At 60.3% G+C, this 19,899-nt stretch carries 16 protein-coding genes; 14 read left to right on the forward strand and 2 right to left on the reverse strand.

The window, feature by feature from the left end; translation table 11 throughout:
- Window positions 1–68 precede the first annotated feature (68 nt).
- From NA619_RS12045 to NA619_RS12105, 13 genes are all read left to right on the forward strand, one after another.
- Window positions 69–3,632 carry an indolepyruvate ferredoxin oxidoreductase family protein gene (locus NA619_RS12045; protein WP_255962094.1) on the forward strand — a complete coding sequence of 1,188 codons (3,564 nt, stop codon included), beginning with the start codon at window positions 69–71 and terminating at the stop codon, window positions 3,630–3,632.
- 126 nt (window positions 3,633–3,758) lie between these two features.
- Complete coding sequence (locus tag NA619_RS12050; RefSeq protein ID WP_255962156.1) at window positions 3,759–4,181, forward strand: MerR family transcriptional regulator; 423 nt, start codon at window positions 3,759–3,761, stop codon at window positions 4,179–4,181.
- Window positions 4,178–5,359: an isovaleryl-CoA dehydrogenase gene (locus tag NA619_RS12055; protein WP_255962095.1), complete on the forward strand. Its 1,182-nt coding sequence runs from the start codon at window positions 4,178–4,180 to the stop codon at window positions 5,357–5,359. Before NA619_RS12050 ends, NA619_RS12055 begins: the two co-directional genes overlap by 4 nt.
- 174 nt (window positions 5,360–5,533) lie before the next feature.
- Window positions 5,534–7,141 carry a carboxyl transferase domain-containing protein gene (locus NA619_RS12060; RefSeq protein ID WP_255962096.1) on the forward strand — a complete coding sequence of 536 codons (1,608 nt, stop codon included), beginning with the start codon at window positions 5,534–5,536 and terminating at the stop codon, window positions 7,139–7,141.
- Between the two features lie 95 nt (window positions 7,142–7,236).
- A complete protein-coding gene (locus NA619_RS12065) occupies window positions 7,237–8,043 on the forward strand; it encodes a gamma-carboxygeranoyl-CoA hydratase (protein ID WP_255962097.1) in 807 nt (268 codons plus the stop codon).
- A complete protein-coding gene (locus NA619_RS12070; protein ID WP_255962098.1) occupies window positions 8,040–9,953 on the forward strand; it encodes an acetyl/propionyl/methylcrotonyl-CoA carboxylase subunit alpha in 1,914 nt (637 codons plus the stop codon). The genes NA619_RS12065 and NA619_RS12070 overlap by 4 nt, the downstream gene beginning before the upstream one ends.
- Before the next feature lie 233 nt (window positions 9,954–10,186).
- Entirely contained in the window at window positions 10,187–11,089 is a 903-nt protein-coding gene (locus tag NA619_RS12075) for a hydroxymethylglutaryl-CoA lyase (RefSeq protein WP_255962099.1), read from the forward strand.
- 286 nt (window positions 11,090–11,375) lie between these two features.
- Window positions 11,376–12,557, forward strand: a complete 1,182-nt coding sequence (locus NA619_RS12080; RefSeq protein ID WP_255962100.1) for an acetyl-CoA C-acetyltransferase — start codon at window positions 11,376–11,378, stop codon at window positions 12,555–12,557.
- 14 nt (window positions 12,558–12,571) lie between these two features.
- A complete protein-coding gene (locus tag NA619_RS12085; protein WP_255962101.1) occupies window positions 12,572–13,255 on the forward strand; it encodes a TetR/AcrR family transcriptional regulator in 684 nt (227 codons plus the stop codon).
- Window positions 13,256–13,345: 90 nt separating this feature from the next.
- Window positions 13,346–13,903 (forward strand): GTP cyclohydrolase I FolE, encoded by a 558-nt coding sequence (folE, locus tag NA619_RS12090; protein ID WP_042926793.1) that lies wholly within the window; start codon window positions 13,346–13,348, stop codon window positions 13,901–13,903.
- Between the two features lies 1 nt (window position 13,904).
- A complete protein-coding gene (folX, locus tag NA619_RS12095; protein ID WP_255962102.1) occupies window positions 13,905–14,279 on the forward strand; it encodes a dihydroneopterin triphosphate 2'-epimerase in 375 nt (124 codons plus the stop codon).
- A gap of 416 nt (window positions 14,280–14,695) precedes the next feature.
- A complete protein-coding gene (locus NA619_RS12100; protein ID WP_255962103.1) occupies window positions 14,696–16,063 on the forward strand; it encodes a DUF1329 domain-containing protein in 1,368 nt (455 codons plus the stop codon).
- On the forward strand, window positions 16,063–16,647 hold the full coding sequence (locus NA619_RS12105) for a DUF1993 domain-containing protein (protein ID WP_255962104.1): 585 nt from the start codon (window positions 16,063–16,065) through the stop codon (window positions 16,645–16,647). Before NA619_RS12100 ends, NA619_RS12105 begins: the two co-directional genes overlap by 1 nt.
- A 117-nt stretch (window positions 16,648–16,764) precedes the next feature.
- On the opposite strand, the gene NA619_RS12110 is transcribed toward NA619_RS12105, so the two are convergent.
- Together NA619_RS12110 and NA619_RS12115 are read right to left on the reverse strand one after the other, a co-directional pair.
- Entirely contained in the window at window positions 16,765–17,121 is a 357-nt protein-coding gene (locus NA619_RS12110) for a hypothetical protein (RefSeq protein ID WP_131647889.1), read from the reverse strand.
- 81 nt (window positions 17,122–17,202) lie between these two features.
- On the reverse strand, window positions 17,203–17,961 hold the full coding sequence (locus NA619_RS12115) for an SDR family NAD(P)-dependent oxidoreductase (protein WP_131647887.1): 759 nt from the start codon (window positions 17,959–17,961) through the stop codon (window positions 17,203–17,205).
- A 589-nt stretch (window positions 17,962–18,550) separates the two neighbouring features.
- Between NA619_RS12115 and NA619_RS12120 the strand changes: the two genes are divergently transcribed.
- A complete protein-coding gene (locus tag NA619_RS12120) occupies window positions 18,551–19,825 on the forward strand; it encodes a cytochrome P450 (protein ID WP_255962105.1) in 1,275 nt (424 codons plus the stop codon).
- Window positions 19,826–19,899: the final 74 nt, after the last annotated feature.

Consider the following 19,899-nt stretch of genomic DNA (forward strand, 5'->3'; position numbering starts at 1 on the left):
ACCGATAATTTGTTCAAATACACTTCGCCGCCATGTGCCGCGCAGACAAGAACAATCGGAGGTTGGCCATGAGCAAAACCCCATCGCTGGACGACAAGTACGTCCAGCAGACCGGCAAAGTCCTGATGACGGGTATCCAGGCGCTGGTGCGTCTGCCGTTGATGCAGCGCCAGCGCGACCTAGAGAATGGGCTTAATACAGCAGGCTTCGTCTCTGGCTATCGCGGCTCGCCCCTTGGCGGGTTCGATCAGGCGCTATGGAAGGCTCGCGACCATCTGAAGGAACACCACGTGCACTTCCAGCCAGGCGTCAATGAGGACCTGGCGGCAACTTCGCTGTGGGGTACCCAGCAGGTCAACATTTTCGAAGGCGCCAAGTACGACGGCGTTTTCGGCATCTGGTACGGCAAGGGTCCGGGCGTGGATCGCTGTGGCGATGTGTTCCGCCACGCCAATGCCGCAGGCACCTCGCGTTTCGGCGGTGTGCTGGCAATCGCCGGTGACGACCACGGCGCCAAGTCGTCGTCCCTGCCACACCAGACCGAACACATCTTCAAGGCCGTGATGATGCCAGTGCTGGCGCCGTCCGGCGTGCAGGAATACCTGGACTACGGCATGCATGGCTGGGCCATGTCGCGCTTCTCCGGCTGTTGGGTTGCGCTCAAGGCAGTCGCCGACACCGTTGAAAGCGCCGCCATCGTCGACGTCGATCCGCAGCGCGTGCAGCCGATCATCCCCGTCGTGCCAATGCCGGAAGGTGGCATGAACATCCGCTGGCCGGACCCGCCACTGGATCAGGAAAAGCGCCTGTTCGAGCACAAGGTTTACGCCGCTCTGGCCTATGCCCGTGCCAACCGCCTCGACCGCATCGTGATCGATTCGCCCAAGGCGCGCCTGGGCATCATCACCTCTGGCAAGTCGTATCTGGACGTGTGTCAGGCGCTGAAGATTCTCGGCATCGACGATGCAATCGCTCAGCAAATTGGGCTGCGTGTCTACAAGGTAGGGATGATCTGGCCGCTCGAGGCCGAAGGCGTGCGGCAGTTCGCCGAGGGCCTGGAAGAAATCGTGGTGGTGGAGGAAAAGCGCCACATGATCGAGTACCAGCTCAAGGAAGAACTCTACAACTGGCGCGAGGATGTGCGCCCCGCCATCGTCGGCAAGTTCGACGACAAGGGCGAATGGGCGCGGCCACATACTGACTGGCTGCTGCCGGCAATCGGAGAGCTGACGCCCGCACAAATCGCCCGTGCGCTGGCGCGGCGGATTCTGCGGGTCTACCAGGGCGGTGAGTTGCAGGTACGCCTGGCCGTCCTGGAAGCACAACTGTGCAGCAAGGGCCATCTGGTCAACCTGATGGATCGCGTGCCGCATTACTGCTCCGGTTGCCCGCACAACACGTCCACCAAGGTTCCAGAAGGCAGCCGAGCGCTGGCGGGAATCGGTTGTCACTACATGGCTGCCTGGATCTACCCGCAAACCCAGACATTCAGCCAGATGGGTGGCGAAGGCGTCGCCTGGGTTGGCCAGGCGCCCTTCACCGAAACCAGGCATGTGTTCGCCAATCTCGGCGACGGCACCTATTTCCACTCCGGCCTGCTGGCGATCCGCGCGGCTGTGGCTGCCAAGGTTTCGATCACCTACAAAATCCTCTACAACGACGCGGTGGCGATGACCGGCGGCCAGCCTGTCGACGGTACGCTCAGCGTGTCGCAGATCTCTCGCCAGTTGGCCGCCGAAGGCGTTACTAATATCGTGGTGGTCAGCGAAGACACGGACAAATATGAACACGTAAAGGACCTCGCCCCCGGCGTTCCGGTGTATCGCCGGGACCGCATGGACGACGTGCAGAACGAGCTGCGTGAATTCAATGGCGTATCAGCGATCATCTACGACCAGACCTGTGCCGCCGAAAAACGGCGCCGGCGCAAGCGCGGCAAATTTCCGGACCCGGCGCGCCGTGTGGTGATCAACGAGGCCGTCTGTGAAGGCTGCGGCGACTGCAGCAGTAAATCCAACTGCATGTCCGTGGTTGCAGTAGAAACTGAATTCGGCCGCAAGCGGGAAATCGACCAGTCGTCCTGCAACAAGGACTTCACCTGCCTTTCTGGCTTCTGCCCGAGCTTCGTCACAGTCGAAGGCGGCAAGCTGCGCAAGCCCAAGGCATTGGTGGAAAAGCCCGAGGACCACTGGGACCTGCCACAGCCCGCACCGCTGACGCTGGATGAGCCCTATAGCATCCTGGTCACTGGCGTTGGCGGCACTGGCGTGGTCACTATCGGCGCCCTGCTCGGCATGGCCGCCTTCATCGAAGGCAAGGGCGCGCTGAACCTCGACATGGCCGGCATGGCGCAGAAAGGTGGCGCGGTGTGGTCGCATATCCGCATTGCCGCTCAGCAGGATCAGCTTTTCGCCCCGCGCATCGCCGAGGGCGAAGCCAGCCTGCTACTTGGCTGCGATCTGGTGGTCAGTGCCAACACCGAAACGCTGTTGAAGATGCGCCAGGGTGTGACCCATGCGGTGGTCAACAGTGAAGAAAGCATCACCAGCGCCTTCGTCCGTACTTTTGCCATGCAGGCGGAGAGCGGCGACCTTGAAGCGCACCCGGACCCGCACTTCCAGACCGGCGACATGGCAGCACAGATTCGCGAAGCGGTAGGCGACGGCCAGGCGACCTTCATAGACGCCAGCAAGCTCGCCACCGCACTGATGGGAGACTCGATCGCCACCAACACTTTCATGCTGGGTTACGCCTATCAGAAGGGCTGGCTGCCGGTGGGCGAAGCGGCCCTGATGCAGGCAATCGAACTGAACGGCACGGCCGTGGAATTCAACCGCAACGCTTTTGTCTGGGGCCGTCGCGCAGCGGTCGATCTGCTTCGCGTGCAGTACAAGTTGGAGTCCGGCAAGGTCCAGATCCGCGATCGGCAACTCTCGCAGACGCTGGAGGAGACCATCGAACGGCGTAGCAGCTACCTCACCGACTATCAGAACACCGCACTCGCAAAGCGTTATCTGGATCGCGTGGAGCAATTCAGCACCAAGGAAACGGCGCTCGTCGGCCAGCCTGGCGCGCTCACAGCAGCAGTGGCTCACTACTATTTCAAGGTCCTGGCGATCAAGGACGAGTATGAAGTGGCGCGACTGTTCACCAATGGCGACTTCCTGAAAAAGATCGAGGCGACGTTCGAAGGCGATTACAGCCTGCGTTTTCACCTCGCGCCGCCTGTGCTCAACAATGCCGAGTCCGGCACTGAGCCAGCCAAGAAGAGCTTCGGCCCCTGGATGCTCAAGGGTTTCAAGCTGCTGGCCAAGCTGAAATTCATGCGCAACACCTGGATCGATCCTTTCGGCTACACCCAGGAGCGCAAGGTTGAGCGGCACTGGCTGCAAAGTTACGAAGAGTTGCTTGACGAACTCCTGACTGCGGTAACGGCGGACAACCTCAGTCTGGCTGTGAGACTGGCCGAGCTGCCAGATGCGGTACGCGGTTATGGCCCGGTCAAGGAACGCTACCTCTCGCATGCCGAGAGCCGAAAATCGCAGCTGCTGACACAACTGCGCTCCGGCTCGAACTTTTATGACGCAAGCCAGCCCGGGACATCGAAACGCATCGACGCTGTCCAGCTTTGATGCGGTGCCCGGCCTCAAGCGAAGCCGGGCGACCCAACATTTAGAGACAACCGGATGGGCTGGCGACTGCCGTTTCCGCCGATACCAGCAGACGTTAACGTGAAGGACAGGTAGTCACGAGTGAACATACCCGACGTATTCAGCATTTCCGAACTGGCTCGCGAGATGACGGTGACCACTCGTGCCATTCGCTTCTATGAGGAGCAGGGCTTGCTGCTGCCCGAGCGACGCGGTCAGACGCGCCTCTACTCGCAGCGCGATCGGGTAACGCTCGAGCTGATCATGCGTGGCAAGCGCATCGGACTGTCGCTGTCAGAATGCAAGGAATTGATCAGCATGTACTGCCCAGCCGGCGGCAACAGCATGCAGCTGAGCCGGTTGCTGGAAACGATCTCAAACAGGCGTCAGCAGCTCAATCGGCAGGTGCAGGACATTCAAAAGATGCAGGCCGAACTAGACCTTGCGGAACAACGCTGCCGGTTGGCTCTTGAGCGAGCCAGCGGCGTTTCCAAAGGAACCAACAATGACAATAGGAGAGCTGGACCATGAGTGGCTTGCCCGGATTGGATTTTTTCCTCGGTGAGGAAATTGACATGTTGCGCGATTCCGTTGCCGGTTTCGCTGCAAAGGAAATCGCCCCGCGTGCTGAGGAAGCGGACCGTACCGATCAATTCCCGATGGACCTTTGGCGCAAGTTTGGCGACATGGGTCTGCTTGGCCTGACCGTTTCAGAAGAATACGGCGGCTCCGGCATGGGTTACCTGGCGCACATGATCGCCATGGAAGAAATATCCCGCGCCGCTGGCGGCATCGGCTTGTCCTACGGCGCCCACTCCAACCTCTGTGTCAACCAGATCAACCGCAACGGCAGCGAGGCGCAAAAGCGCAAGTTTCTACCCAAGCTGATTTCAGGGGAGCACATCGGCGCATTGGCCATGAGCGAACCCAACGCCGGTTCGGACGTGGTTTCGATGAAGCTGCGCGCCGATAAGAAAGGCGACCGCTACGTGCTCAACGGTACCAAGATGTGGATCACCAACGGCCCCGATTGCGATGTGCTGGTGGTCTACGCCAAAACCGATCTGGCTGCAGGCCCCAAGGGCATGACCGCTTTCATCCTAGAAAAAGGCGCCCCCGGTTTCTCGGTTGCGCAGAAGCTCGACAAGCTCGGCATGCGCGGCTCGCACACTGGCGAACTGGTGTTTCAGGATGTCGAGGTGCCGGAAGAGAACGTACTGGGCGGTGTCGGCGAAGGCGTCAAGGTGCTGATGAGCGGCCTCGACTACGAGCGCGCGGTACTCAGCGGCGGACCACTGGGCCTGATGCAGGCGGCAATGGATGTGGTCATCCCCTACATCCACGACCGCAAGCAGTTCGGCCAAAGCATCGGCGAGTTCCAGCTGATTCAGGGCAAGGTTGCCGACATGTACACCACTCAACAGGCATGCCGCGCGTATCTGTACGCCGTGGGCAAGCACCTCGATGCGCAGGGCAGTGGTCATGTCCGTCAGGTTCGCAAGGACTGTGCCGGTGTCATCCTTTACGCGGCTGAAAAGGCGACCTGGCTTGCCGGTGAAGCGATCCAGATCTTGGGCGGCAACGGCTACATCAACGAATTCCCAGTCGGGCGCCTGTGGCGCGACGCCAAGCTCTACGAGATCGGTGCCGGCACCAGCGAGATTCGTCGGATGTTGATCGGCCGCGAGCTGTTCAACGAAACGAAATAAAAAAGCGGCTGGAGGCTCGAGGCCGAAGGCTGGACGAAGCGGACTCGTTTGCCGTCCAGTCTGTAGGGTGGGCTTCAGCCCACCGCCCGCAGTGTGGTGCGGGTCCACCCTACGATGAGAAGCCGCCTCGTTCCTCGTCCAGCCTCCAGCCTATAGCGCTTTTTCGAGGATTTTATGGCTATCCTGCATACCCAGATCAACACCCGCTCGCCTGAGTTCGCCGCGAACCGTGGAGCGATGCTCGCCCAAGTCGAGGACCTTCGCGCCCTGCTCGGTCGTGTCCATGAAGGCGGTGGCGAGAAGGCGCAGCTGCGCCACACCTCGCGCGGCAAGCTCCTGCCGCGCGAACGCATCAACCGATTGCTCGACGCTGGCTCGCCGTTTCTCGAGGTCAGCCAACTGGCTGCCCATGAGGTTTACGGCGAAGAGGTCCCAGCGGCCGGGTTGGTGGCCGGCATCGGCCGGGTCGAGGGCGTCGAGTGCATGATCATCGCCAACGACGCGACGGTAAAAGGCGGCAGCTACTATCCGCTCACCGTGAAAAAGCATCTGCGCGCGCAGACCATCGCGCAGCAGAATCGCCTGCCGTGCATCTATCTGGTGGATTCCGGCGGCGCCAACCTGCCGCGTCAGGACGAGGTATTTCCTGATCGGGAGCACTTCGGCCGCATTTTCTTCAATCAGGCCAACATGAGCGCCATGGGCATTCCGCAGATTGCCGTGGTGATGGGTTCCTGCACCGCTGGCGGCGCCTACGTGCCGGCGATGGCGGACGAAGCCATCATGGTGCGCAATCAGGCGACCATCTTTCTCGCCGGCCCTCCATTGGTCAAAGCCGCCACCGGAGAAGTGGTGACGGCCGAAGACCTGGGCGGTGCCGATGTGCATTGCAAGACCTCCGGCGTGGCCGACCACTACGCCGAGAATGATGAGCACGCCCTTTCGCTGGCTCGCCGCAGCATCGCCAACCTCAACTGGCGCAAGCGTGGTGAAGTGAACAGTCGCGCACCGATTGCGCCGTTGTTCGATGGCGAGGAGTTGTATGGCGTCATCCCCGCCGATGCCAAGCAGCCGTTCGACGTCCGCGAGGTAATCGCCCGCCTCGTCGACGGTTCGGTGTTCGACGAATTCAAGGCGCTGTACGGCAGCACGCTGGTCTGCGGCTTCGCGCATATACAGGGCTATCCCATCGCGATTCTGGCCAACAACGGCATCCTGTTCGCTGAGTCCGCGCAGAAGGGCGCGCACTTCATCGAGCTGGCCTGTCAGCGCGGCATCCCGCTGCTGTTCCTGCAGAACATCACAGGCTTCATGGTCGGGCAGAAATACGAGGCCGGCGGCATCGCCAAGCATGGCGCCAAGCTGGTGACCGCGGTGGCCTGCGCCAAGGTGCCCAAGTTTACGGTGATCATCGGGGGCAGCTTTGGTGCGGGCAACTACGGCATGTGCGGCCGCGCCTATGACCCGCGTTTCTTGTGGATGTGGCCCAACGCGCGGATTGGCGTGATGGGAGCGCAACAGGCCGCCGGCGTGCTGGCTCAGGTCAAGCGCGAACAGGCTGAGCGTAGCGGGCAAACGTTTTCGGCCGAAGAGGAAGCCCAGCTCAAACAACCGATTCTTGAGCAGTACGAGCATCAGGGCCATCCGTATTATTCCAGCGCGCGGCTGTGGGATGACGGCGTGATTGATCCCGCGCAAACCCGTGATGTGTTGGGCCTGGCGCTATCGGCCTCCCTCAATGCGCCCATCGAGCCGACCCGCTTTGGCGTGTTCCGGATGTAATTAAAAATCGACAAAGGCGCTGGAGGCTGGAGGCTAGACGTCCAGCTTTCGGCCTTAAGCCAAGGGCCGTAGGCCTTCGTTTGCAGGAACAATTTATGAGCACGTCGTCCTTTCAAACCATTGAACTTGAGAATTCCGAGAAAGGTTTCGCCACGCTCTGGCTCAACCGTCCGGAAAAGAACAATGCCTTCAATGCCGAGATGATTCGCGAGCTGATCCTGGTGCTCAATGAAGTGCAGAGCGATAAGTCGCTGCGTTTCCTGCTGCTGCGCGGTCGCGGCAAGCATTTCTCGGCGGGTGCGGATCTGGCGTGGATGCAAGATTCCGCTCGCCTCGATTACAACGCCAACGTGCGCGACGCCCACGAGTTGGGCGAGCTGATGCACAAGCTCTATCACCTGAAAATACCCACGCTGGCCGTTGTTCAAGGTGCGGCTTTTGGCGGCGCGGTTGGTCTCATTGCCTGCTGCGACATGGCCATCGGAACGGCTGATGCCCAGCTGTCGCTGTCCGAGGTGCGCATTGGCCTGGCACCAGCCGTGATCAGCCCCTTCGTCGTCCAGGCGATTGGCGAACGCGCCACCCGACGCTACGCCCTCACTGCCGAGCGCTTCAGCGGTGAATGTGCCCGCGAGCTGGGGCTCTTTGCAGAAAGCTGTTCGAGCGAGCAGCTCGATGAAAAGGTAGAGAAGCTGCTTGGCAATTTGCTGCTTAACAGTCCGCAGGCCATGCGGGCCACCAAGGGCCTGCTTCATCAGGTCGGCAGCGGCGCGCTCAAACCCTCGTTGCGTACCTATACCGAAGGTGTCATCGCTAGCGTGCGAACCAGCCCGGAAGGCCAAGAAGGCCTGCGCGCTTTCCTCGAAAAACGCCAGCCGGCCTGGCAGGAACAGCATTCATGAGCAAACAACATATCACTACCCTCCTGGTCGCCAACCGCGGCGAGATCGCCTGCCGCGTGATGCGCACCGCCAAGGCCATGGGCCTGACCACCGTGGCCGTGCACAGCGCCATCGACCGTGACGCACGGCATACCCGCGAGGCCGACATCCGCATCGACCTCGGCGGCGCCAAGCCGGCCGAGAGCTATCTGCTGATCGACAAACTGATCGCTGCTGCCAAGGCCAGCGGCGCCCAGGCGATTCACCCCGGTTACGGCTTTCTCTCCGAAAACGCTGGCTTCGCTCGCGCCATTGAAGACGCCGGGCTGATCTTCCTTGGCCCACCCGCCTCGGCCATTGACGCCATGGGCAGCAAGTCCGCCGCCAAGGCGTTGATGGAAAGAGCCGGCGTGCCGCTGGTGCCCGGCTATCACGGCGAGGCGCAGGACGTAGAGACCTTCCGCACGGCCGCGGAAAAGATCGGTTTTCCGGTGCTGCTCAAAGCCACTGCCGGCGGCGGCGGTAAAGGCATGAAGGTGGTCGAGCGCGAGGCGGATCTGGCCGAAGCGCTGCAATCGGCCCAGCGCGAGGCGCAATCCTCGTTCGGCGACTCGCGGATGCTGGTCGAGAAGTACGTGCTCAAGCCGCGCCATGTGGAGATCCAGGTATTCGCCGACCAGCACGGCAACTGCCTGTATCTCAATGAACGCGATTGCTCGATCCAGCGCCGCCATCAGAAGGTCGTCGAGGAGGCGCCCGCACCGGGACTGTCGCCCGAGCTGCGCCGGGCGATGGGCGAAGCGGCGGTCAAGGCCGCGCAGGCTATCGGTTACGTCGGTGCAGGCACGGTCGAATTCCTGCTCGATGCGCGTGGCGAGTTCTTCTTTATGGAGATGAACACGCGGTTGCAGGTCGAGCATCCGGTGACCGAGGCCATCACCGGCCTCGATCTGGTGGCCTGGCAGATCCGTGTCGCCCGTGGCGAACCGCTGCCGATCACTCAGGATCAGGTTCCGCTCAACGGCCACGCCATCGAGGTGCGGCTGTATGCCGAAGACCCGGATAATGACTTCCTGCCCGCCACCGGCACGCTGGATCTGTACCGCGAATCCGCCCCCGGCCCGGGCCGTCGTGTCGACAGCGGTGTGGCCGAAGGCGATACGGTTTCACCCTTCTACGATCCGATGCTCGGCAAGCTGATCGCCTGGGGCGAGAACCGCGAGGAAGCGCGCCTGCGACTGCTGACTATGCTCGATGAAACCTACGTCGGCGGCGTGCGGACCAACTTGGCTTTTCTGCGGCGCGTAATTGGCCACCCTGCTTTTGCCGACGCGGAACTGGACACCGGTTTCATTCCGCGTCATGAAGCGGAGCTGATGCGCAAACCTGGCGAATTGGCCGATGAATTCTGGCAACTGGCCGGCGAGCTCTTCGTGCAGACCGAGCCGGCCAAGGTCCGTGAAGACGATCTCCACTCACCATGGGCCAAGCGCGATGGCCTGCGCTTCGGATTACCGGCGCAAACCAGTGTGCATCTGATGTGCAATGGCGAGAGCCGTCAGGTACGCGTGAGCAGTCGCGCCGCAACCGAGATCACGCATCTTCCAAAAGCCATCCGCCAGGGCTGCACGCTCTATCTGGAATGCAATGGCGAGCTGCACGCCGTAACCGCGTTCGACCCCATCGCTGAAGTCGAGGCCAGCCACCAGCACCACGGCGGCCTGACCGCGCCCATGAACGGCAGCATCGTTCGGGTGCTGGTCGAGGCCGGGCAAAGCGTCGAGGCCGGCGCCACGCTCATCGTGCTCGAAGCGATGAAGATGGAGCACAGCATCCGTGCGCAACAGGCAGGCGTGGTCAAAGGTCTGTTTTATGCCGAAGGCGATATGGTCAGCGAAGGTGCGGTATTGCTGGAGCTGGAAGACGCCTGACGCAGGATGGAAAACGGCGTGATGCGGAAACTTCTGCATGGCATTGGTGAGCTGAAGCGGAGCGCCGCCCGGCCTACCCTGCTGAGATTCTGCACCCCGCTTATATGGGTGGCTCACGCCACAGACTAGCCTTGTAGGGTGGGCTTCAGCCCACCAGGCACGATGAAAAGGTCTCACGATCTGACCCCTAACCCAGGTGACGCTGCAAACATCGCGACACCCATGGAGGACACATGACTCTGCCCAAACACGTCCGTCTGGTGGAAGTCGGCCCCCGCGACGGCCTGCAGAACGAAAAGCAGCCGATCAGCGTCGCCGACAAAGTGCGGCTGGTGGACGACCTCAGCGCCGCCGGCCTGCAGTACATCGAGGTCGGCAGTTTCGTGTCGCCCAAGTGGGTGCCACAGATGGCCGGCTCGGCCGAGGTTTTCGCGCAGATCCGGCAAAAACCGGGCGTGACCTATGCGGCCCTGACGCCGAACCTGAAAGGCCTCGAAGCGGCCATCGAAGCCGGTGTCAACGAAGTCGCGGTGTTCGGCGCCGCGTCCGAGGCGTTCTCGCAGAAGAACATCAATTGCTCCATCGACGAGAGCCTGGCGCGCTTCGCCCCGCTGATGGAAGCGGCGCGCGAAAACGGCATTCAGGTGCGTGGCTACGTGTCCTGCGTGCTGGGTTGTCCCTACGAAGGGGAGATCGATCCGCAGCGCGTCGCCCACGTCGCGCGCGAATTATTCGCCATGGGCTGCTACGAGGTCTCGCTGGGCGACACCATTGGCACCGGCACGCCGGGTAAAACCCGCCAACTGATCGAGGCCGTCAGCCGCGAGGTGCCGCGCGACAAGCTCGCCGGCCACTTCCACGACACCTATGGTCAGGCGCTGGCGAATATCTATGCCAGCCTGCTGGAAGGCCTCTGCGTATTCGACAGCTCGGTCGCCGGGCTCGGCGGCTGCCCTTACGCCAAGGGTGCCAGCGGCAACGTTGCCAGCGAGGATGTGCTCTACATGCTTAACGGCCTGGGCATCGAGACGGGTATCGATCTGGATGCGCTGGTCGCAGCCGGGCAACGCATCAGCGATCTGTTAGGCCGCCCCAACGGATCGAGGGTCGCGCGGGCGCGGCTGAGTGCCTTGTGACAACGAATCGATGGGCTGACCTGCGGCCGACTTACAACACAAACATGAACTCGTTTGGCTCAATGCAAGAACAAGCTGTCGCAAAACAGGCGTCGAGGTTAGCGCTCCAGCGCGTCAGTGAAGCGGTTGAAATACAGATACAGCAGGCCACTCGCTGCCACATGCAGCGCCAATTACCCAAGCGTCCGCCGTTACGCTCTGCTCCCCTACCTTTTGACGGCGGGTGCTTTTTTATTCTCCCTGCAGGGTCGCTTCACCGCGGCATCAGGGTTCAAGGAGATAAAACATGCAAGACGTTGTAATCGTTGCCGCAACTCGCACTGCAATCGGCGCTTTCCAAGGCGCGCTAGCCAACGTGAGCGCGACGGAACTGGGCAGCACGGTCATCCGCGCGTTGTTGGAGAAAACCGGCATCGACCCAGCCACGGTCGACGAAGTGATCATGGGCCAGGTGCTTACCGCTGGATGCGGGCAGAATCCCGCGCGGCAATCAGCGATCAATGCTGGCCTTCCCTATAGCGTGCCAGCCATGACAGTGAACAAGCTCTGTGGCTCCGGCCTGAAAACCGTGCATTTGGCCGCCCAGGCAATACGCTGCGGCGATGCCGAAATCGTCATTGCCGGCGGCATGGAAAACATGAGCCTCGCGCCTTATGTATTACCCAAGGCGCGCACTGGCCTACGCATGGGCCATGCCCAACTGGCCGACTCGCTGCTGCAGGACGGATTGCTTGACGCCTTTCATGACTATCACATGGGTATCACCGCAGAGAACCTCGTGTCCTGCTACAAACTGACCCGGGAGGAACAGGACGCCTTCGCCGCGCAATCCCAACAGCGCGCGGCGGCCGCTATCGAGGGTGGTCGCTTCAAGGCGGAAATCACACCCGTATCCATCCCGCAGCGCAAAGGCGATGCCCTGCTGTTCGATACCGACGAGCAGCCCCGGACAGACACCACGACCCAGTCACTGGCCAAACTCAAACCAGCCTTCGATAAGAACGGCAGCGTCACAGCCGGCAACGCCTCGACGCTTAACGATGGTGCGGCAGCGGTGCTGCTGATGAGCGCGTCCAAGGCCAAAGCGCTTGACCTACCGATTCTGGCCACCATCAAGGGTTATGCCAGCTCTGGCGTAGATCCGGCGATCATGGGGATTGGACCGGTCAGTGCGACTCGCAAGTGCCTGGACAAGTCCGGCTGGACACTCGAAGAAATCGAGCTCATCGAAGCAAACGAAGCCTTTGCCGCACAAGCGTTGTCAGTCGGCAAAGAGCTGGGCTGGAACAGCGACAAGGTCAACGTCAATGGCGGCGCCATCGCCCTGGGTCATCCTATCGGCGCATCCGGTTGTCGTGTGCTGGTTACCCTGCTGCACGAGATGATGAGCCGTGACGCCAAGAAAGGTCTGGCCACGCTTTGCATCGGTGGTGGCCAGGGCGTCGCATTGACATTGCAGCGCGACTGACCGTGAACCGCTCTATGCGCGCAAGCTACCAACGGGGCAGACCGCTACCGCTGATTGACCTCGCCCACGGCGACGCCAGCCGACCGGTGCGGGCTGACACACCGCCGGTGCATGAGCAACTACGAATAGTGGCGCTGACACTATTCGTCGAGCATGGCTTTCAGGCGGTCAGCCTGCGCCAGTTGGCCATGGCGCTCGGCATGCAAGCCGGCTCGTTGTACAACCACATGGAGAGCAAGCAAATCCTGCTTTTCGAGCTGATCGAGGAGCACGAAACGGACCTGCTGGATCTACTGGAGGCCGATGATCCCTGTCAGGCGGACGGGCTGACCCGCCTGCGCAGCTACGTCGACCTGCACATTCGATACAACCTGATGCATCAACATCGGTTGGTGCTGGCTCGCCGGGAGTCCCGCTGCCTGAGCGCCGAGCAACGCGCTTCAATCGAGGCAACTCGACAGGCTCACGTCGATCACTTGGAAAAAATTCTTCGGCAGATACCCTCACCGGCCGCGGCCGGACAAAGGAGTGCTGTCGCGCGCAGCCTGATGTCGATCCTCGAGGATGCGCCCACGTGGTGGTCACCGGACGATGCCTCTGCAGTCGAAGGTTTTATAGCAGTAGTGACGCAGATGGCGGTTGGTGGGCTGGCGGGACCCAGCGCGGAACGATCTTTACCGCGGGCTCGCTCGGCCTGAGCAGCCGACGCAGTTGCTTCAAATACAAAGGTGCTTCACCTCAATGCCAATAGCCTCCGCACAATCGAGGCGAACGTTAAGGAAGCAGTTATGAACGAAGACATGATTCAGCACTATCGCGGCATTCTTGAAGGTGTCGGCGAAAACCCGGAACGCGAAGGTCTGGTGGACACACCCAAGCGGGCCGCAAAAGCCATGCAGTACCTCTGCCAGGGTTATGGCCAGACCGTTGAGCAAGTCGTCAACGGCGCACTTTTCGAGTCGGACAATGATGAAATGGTCATCGTCCGTGACATCGAGCTCTATTCAATGTGCGAACACCACATGCTGCCTTTCATCGGCAAGGCTCACGTTGCCTACACCCCTACCGGCAAAGTCCTCGGCCTGTCCAAAGTGGCGCGGATCGTCGATATGTTCGCCCGGCGTCTTCAAATTCAGGAAAACATGACCAAGCAGATCGCCGACGCGATCATGCAGGTAACCAACGCTGCTGGCGTCGCCGTGGTCATCGAAGCGCAGCACATGTGCATGATGATGCGGGGCTGCGAGAAGCAAAATTCGGTAATGACAACTTCGGTGATGCTCGGTGGGTTCCGTGATTCGTACAACACCCGCCAGGAATTTCTGCAGCTCATTCGAGGCCGCTGACATGCCGAGACTGGAACCGGGGATGGCGCGGATCCGTGTCAAGAATTTGCGCCTGCGTACCTATATCGGCATCAAGGAAGATGAAATCCGTAACAAGCAGGACGTGCTGATCAACCTGACCATCCTGTACCCGGCCGCCGATGCGGTACGCGATAACGACATCGAACAGGCTCTCAATTACCGCACCATCACCAAGGCGATCATTCGGCATGTCGAGGAAAACCGCTTCGCCCTGCTGGAGCGGTTGACCCAAGAAGTGCTGGATCTGGCGATGGCGCCACAGGCCGTACGCTATGCCGAAGTGGAAATCGACAAGCCACATGCCCTGCGCTTTGCCGAATCCGTGTCGATCACCCTGGCCGGGCACCGCGATTGATCGCCTCGGCGAGCACTACACCGCGAAGCCTGCATGGTCGTCGGACGTGCGGACAAAAAAAAGCTGCTCACCCGAAGGTAGAGCAGCGAACCACCAGTCGCTCCTGGTTACGGGGATTCGCTCGCGTGGCGAGTCGAATCGGCATCAGTACCCGTTTGTCGGTCGTGAAATCGAGGCTTACGCCTGGCGCCTGCAATGTGTTGATCGATCGGAACCTGCCGTCACGGGCTGCTGTACCTCAGCCTACAACCCCACCATTTATTCGCCAGCGACTCGGCGCTGTTTCGTTTGACCCGAGATAAAACGGTACGCAAGCCGCAAAAACCGTTAACGGCTAGGGTAGGTCCTGATGCACGACCTCGCTCCTGCTCGAAGAAGCTCCATTAATAAATCCAAAAACGGAGACTGACCCCACGATGAAACTCCAACTCGCTCTTTGCGCCGCCCTCAGCGGCATCACGACGTTTTCTATTGCCGCAGTCAGCCCCGAAGAAGCCAAGCAACTGGGCAACGAACTCACCCTCTTTGGCGCGACCAAGGCCGGTAATGCCGAAGGCACGATCCCCGCGTATGAAGGCGGGCTGACCACCGCGCCTGCCGACTTCAAGCCCGACAGTGGCTTCTGGGCCGACCCGTTCAGGGACGAGAAGCCGCTGTACCGTATTGATGCGTCCAACGCGGACCAGTACGCCGACAAGCTCAGCGATGGCCAGAAGCACCTGCTCAAGAAGAATCCGGAAACCTGGTACATGGACGTGTATCCGACCCATCGCACTGCGGCGTATCCGGAAAATGTGATGGAAGCGACTGTGCGTAACGCCACTGCATGCAAGACCTATAACGATGGGCTTTCCATCGAGCCGGCATGCCGCGGCGGCCTGCCGTATCCGATTCCGAAAACCGGCAACGAAGTGATGTGGAACCAGTTGCTGCGCTACAAGAACGGGCCGACCGCTACCACTACGACCTCCTCCAACAGCTGGGTTATTGACAGCAACGGCACCATCACCAAGGCCGCCGAACAGGCCACTTTCGAGGAATTCCCCTACTACCAGACAGACCGCGATGATCGTGACCCGGAAATGTATGCTCGTGTGTTTTCTCTAAACAAACAGCCTGCGCGCCGAGCCGGCGAAGTAACAGGTATCAGCGATTATCTGGACCCGACCAAGAAGCCACGCCGCGCCTGGAGCTACACGCCAGGCCAGCGCCGCGTCAAGCTCGCGCCTGAGTTCGCCTATGACACGCCTGTGGCGAGCCAGGGTGGCGTGACGTTGTTCGACGAGTTGCAGATGTTCGCTGGCATGCAGGACCGCTTCGATTTCAAGCTGGTGGGCAAGAGGGAAATGTTCATTCCTTACAACGCGTACAAGTTCAACTTCGAAGCCGACCAGATGGACCAGTTCAGCGATCATCACGCCAATCCGAAGTACGAACGCTGGGAGCTACATCGCGTCTACGTAGTGGAAGCCACACTCAAGCCCGGCATGCGCCACGTGTACAGCAAGCGCCACTACTACCTGGACGAAGACACCTTTGGAGCAGGCCTGTATGACGCCTGGGACCAGGACGGAAACCTCTACCGCTCGATGTTCCTGAGTGGCGTTCAGCTGTATGACAAGCAGATTCCATACGCTGTGAAGAACGTCATCTACGACTTCAACAAGGGGATGTACGGCGTGATCAACGACGGGCTGAAGGGTGGCTTCAAGATTCCAAAGGAAGCGTTACCCGAGCGGCAGATGAATGCCGAGGCCATTGTCAGCCGTATCACCCAACGCTGATGTCCGCGCGGTCGCCGGGCGACTCTACAGCCACGCCGACCGTTTCTATTGAACGCCTTAACAGGAGAACAACAATGGCGCTCACTATGCACCAGTCATCTGTTTTTTATTTCACCCGCCTGTTGAACAACCTTTCAGACATCCTCGCCAAGGCGCAGGCCCATGTGGACGAAACGGGCTCCGATCCGAAAGACCTGCTTGAAGCCCGTTTGACCGATGACATGTTCAACCTCAGCCAGCAGATTCAGATGGCATGCTTGCATCCACTGCTGTTTGTCGCAGGCATCACGGGCAAGCCTGCCGAACTCCAAAAGGATGAAGATCGCAGCTTCGCCGAGCTGCGCTCGCGGATTAGCAAAACCGTCTCCCTTCTGGAAAGCGTTCGCCCCGAGGATCTCAACGGCAGCGAAGACCGCGAAATAGTGCTGGCCACACCGCGAGCCGACCTTCCATTCACCGGCCAGGGCAGCCTGCAGATATTTTCGTTGCCGAACTTTTTCTTCCACGTCGTCACCGCCTACGACATTCTGCGGCACCGCGGCGTGTCGCTAGGCAAGATGGACTTCCTCGGCGGCCTGAAGTAGCACGATAGTGCTACACGCGGGGATGTGCTTATAAAGTGCGCGGCCGCACGGGGTGTCAGAAGAACGAAGTCGCCGGGCATATGCCCGGCGATTCTTTATCACTGCATCACTGCAAATTTATTGAGGCTCGCAGACCAACTTGGCTTGCAACGGTGCGCCGGTGTATTTACCCGGCACGGCGAGGCTGGTCTGTTCGCCCGGCTCTATGGTGGTGGGTGGCGGCGCGTCGCTTTGGGCTTCAGCCGGTCCCGGCTGCAGTTCGCACATAACGCTGACATCGGCATTGTTAGTGATCTGCAGCATCTGCGTTGTGCTGGCAGTGGCCGTGCCAGCACTCCCTCCTCCGCTGGAACCAACCACCTCGGTCTCGATGTCGAGACCGTTCAGCTGCTTGTCCAGATCGAGCCCATCAGCCATTGCCGTTACAGGCAGACAGATAGCCAGACCGCAAAAGATCAACATGTTCTTATTCATTGTCGTTACCTCCGGTAAGGCGGGGCGGATGCCCCTGAATGTCAAAGCCGCTCCGTGGCAACTAGTGCTCCGGTCGCTGACTTAACTCAGCATTAACATTCCGCCGTCGATCATTAGAGTCTGGCCTGTTACGAAGCGCGAACCTTCGCCGGCAAGAAAAACCAGAACGGGTGCCAAGTCTTGCGCGGCATCGCCAAGCCGACCTCCCAGCGGGATCAGACTGGCCATGAATGCATCGTGCTGCTCGAGCTGTGCGTCACTCATGCTGGCGCGAGTGGCGTCATACATCGGCGTCCATATCGCCGGAGCGATGGCGTTAACGGTAATGCCGTGCGGACCCCACTCGCGTGCGACGGTGCGCGTCCATGCCAGGACCGCGCCCTTGCTGGCAGCGTAGTGTGCCTTGCCTGGCTGCCCGCCCACGCCAGCGGCTGAGGCGAAGTTGATGATCCTCCCGCCACCTTGGTGCATATGCTCGTAGGCTGCGCGATTGGTCAGAAAGGTGCCGCGAGCATTCACCGCGAACACTTTTTCCCACTCATCCAGGGTGATTTCATCTGCAGTGGCGTTGGGCGCAATTCCGGCAGCATTGACCAATACGTCCAGCCCGCCCAACTGTGCGGCAGCCCAAGCAAAGGCCCTTTTTACCGATTCCGTATCCGAGACATCGCAGATATGCGAACGAGCCCAGCCATTGCCCTCGATTGCCTCCTGCGGGGCGCTTTCGCTTAAGTCGAGACTCGCCACATGGGCGCCTTCGTTTACAAAAGCCGCGACTACCGCGGCGCCAATTCCTCGTGCGCCACCCGTAACGATGACGCGCTTGTTATTCAATTGCATGCCTGTGCTCCAAACTATATGGGCCTTCGTATAAAGGCGGCTTCCTGGCGATTACGTCATGTTTCGCGCAACGGCAACGGGCATGAGTGAATGAAGTTCATCCAGAAGCTTAGTAAGCAACATCGGACGCTGCGGGCGTATCGCCATTTACATACGGTTTTTCGTTTAACCCGAAGTCAAACGGAATGTAGGGAACCTTTCATGTATTGAGTTTTTGCGCACCAGCGCTGCTTGCTCGAAATACTTGGAGAAAACCCAAGCCTCCGTACCCAACGGGGCCTTGGATCGACAAGTCGCAACGCCGCGCTAACGGCGGACCAAGGAGAATTCGCACCCTTGTCCTGAGGCGTTTGGGCACCACGACTTTACGCCGTGTAAACGGCTTCCCGCCCGAGAAATCGCTGTCGCTGTTAGGGTGAGCGCTCTGCTGAACAGACGCCCAAAGCGGACACGCGAATGACTCGGTTATCGCCGCTCGGGAAACGAATGCCACCCGGCTCCAACTTGCCTGGATGCCGGCCACATGCCCAAGTCGCCTGTTCGAGGCATGAGAACAACTACAACAAAACCAAATCGGGAATCGAAGCCAATGAGCCAGTTTGAAAAACTCGACATCGTCGCGGCCTATCACGCCGTAAGCGACACATACCTCGGCACCGATGTAGACATTCACGCGCTGTGCCGCCAGTACCGCCATAACGAACCGGTGATGAAGGGCGATTTCGTCGATACCTATTTGAAGGTGCCGACAAACGCTGGCGCCAAAGCGGCCAAGGCGACGGTGACAGTGTTCAAGCACAAGGAGATCATGGCCATCATGCGCGACGCCGAAACCTACACCAATGGTTTCATCGCCGAAGGGCTAGGCGCGTTCTTCGACGGCCTGATCATCCTTGCCATGGACGGCGAGCAGCACCGCCGGACCCGGGCGCTGCTGCAACCGGTGTTCATGCCTGAGACGGTCAACAAGTGGCGTCCGGAAATCGACCGGGTTATCCGCGAAGACTATTTGCAACCGATGGTGGCGGATAAGCGAGCCAATCTAATGGACTTCGCACTGGATTTCCCGATTCGCGTCATGTATGCCCTGATGGGCTTTCCAACCAGCGACACGGAAAAATACAAGACGTACGCTACTTGGGCGTTAGCCATGGTGGCGGGCAACCAGATCGATCCGGAAAAAGCCAAGATCTACGGACCACTGGCTGGTCAGGCGGCCAAGCACCTTTATGATGGAATCAAGGAGGTCGTCGTTGCACGGCGAGCCCAAGGCACCCAAGAGACAGACCTGATCAGTCGCCTGATCAACGCCGAAGCCGAAGGCCGCTCACTGGACGACCATGAGATCACAACATTCGTCCGCTCGCTGACCCCGGCAGCTGGGGAAACCACCACTCGCACGTTCAGCTGCATCATGACCAACCTGATGCAACGTCCCGAACTAGTGGAGCGGATACGCAACGACCGCAGCCTCATCGGCAAACTCATCGACGAGGGGATCCGCCACGAGCCTATCTCGACCTTCAAGGTTCGCCAGACCTCGATGGAAGTGGAAATTGGCGGGATCATCGTGCCGAAAGGCGGCATGGTTCAGTGCATGACCATATCCGGCAACCGCGACGAGGACGTCTTCGAGAACCCGGACGAGTTTGACATCGACCGCAAAGTAAAGCCGTCATTCGGCTTCGGCTTCGGCCCGCATATGTGTATCGGGCAGTTCGTCGCCAAGGTGGAGCTGAACTGCGCGATCAACGCGATGCTCGATCTGTTTCCAAACATGCGCCTGGACCCATCCAAGCCAGCACCCCGAATTTCCGGTGGACAGCTGCGTGGTACCCGCGACATCCATGTGCTGTGGGATTGAGCGCGTGACGGGCCACGTAAACGAGGCGGCCGCAAGGCCGCCCCTCCACCGTTGTCTAACGCCCGCCGGAAATC

It is taken from the genome of Stutzerimonas stutzeri (assembly GCF_024448895.1).
GTDB classification, from domain to species: Bacteria; Pseudomonadota; Gammaproteobacteria; order Pseudomonadales; family Pseudomonadaceae; genus Stutzerimonas; species Stutzerimonas stutzeri_Q.

Bases quoted from the DNA above. Each gene is read 5' to 3' on its own strand.
- NA619_RS12060 (WP_255962096.1), top strand. From the start codon at position 5,534: ATGGCTATCCTGCATACCCAGATCAACACCCGCTCGCCTGAGTTCGCC.
- NA619_RS12110 (WP_131647889.1), bottom strand. From the start codon at position 17,121: ATGAATAAGAACATGTTGATCTTTTGCGGTCTGGCTATCTGTCTGCCT.
- NA619_RS12045 (WP_255962094.1), top strand. From the start codon at position 69: ATGAGCAAAACCCCATCGCTGGACGACAAGTACGTCCAGCAGACCGGC.
- NA619_RS12080 (WP_255962100.1), top strand. From the start codon at position 11,376: ATGCAAGACGTTGTAATCGTTGCCGCAACTCGCACTGCAATCGGCGCT.
- NA619_RS12085 (WP_255962101.1), top strand. From the start codon at position 12,572: ATGCGCGCAAGCTACCAACGGGGCAGACCGCTACCGCTGATTGACCTC.
- folE (WP_042926793.1), top strand. From the start codon at position 13,346: ATGAACGAAGACATGATTCAGCACTATCGCGGCATTCTTGAAGGTGTC.
- NA619_RS12105 (WP_255962104.1), top strand. From the start codon at position 16,063: ATGTCCGCGCGGTCGCCGGGCGACTCTACAGCCACGCCGACCGTTTCT.
- NA619_RS12055 (WP_255962095.1), top strand. From the start codon at position 4,178: ATGAGTGGCTTGCCCGGATTGGATTTTTTCCTCGGTGAGGAAATTGAC.
- NA619_RS12065 (WP_255962097.1), top strand. From the start codon at position 7,237: ATGAGCACGTCGTCCTTTCAAACCATTGAACTTGAGAATTCCGAGAAA.
- NA619_RS12120 (WP_255962105.1), top strand. From the start codon at position 18,551: ATGAGCCAGTTTGAAAAACTCGACATCGTCGCGGCCTATCACGCCGTA.
- NA619_RS12075 (WP_255962099.1), top strand. From the start codon at position 10,187: ATGACTCTGCCCAAACACGTCCGTCTGGTGGAAGTCGGCCCCCGCGAC.
- NA619_RS12100 (WP_255962103.1), top strand. From the start codon at position 14,696: ATGAAACTCCAACTCGCTCTTTGCGCCGCCCTCAGCGGCATCACGACG.
- NA619_RS12115 (WP_131647887.1), bottom strand. From the start codon at position 17,961: ATGCAATTGAATAACAAGCGCGTCATCGTTACGGGTGGCGCACGAGGA.
- folX (WP_255962102.1), top strand. From the start codon at position 13,905: ATGCCGAGACTGGAACCGGGGATGGCGCGGATCCGTGTCAAGAATTTG.
- NA619_RS12070 (WP_255962098.1), top strand. From the start codon at position 8,040: ATGAGCAAACAACATATCACTACCCTCCTGGTCGCCAACCGCGGCGAG.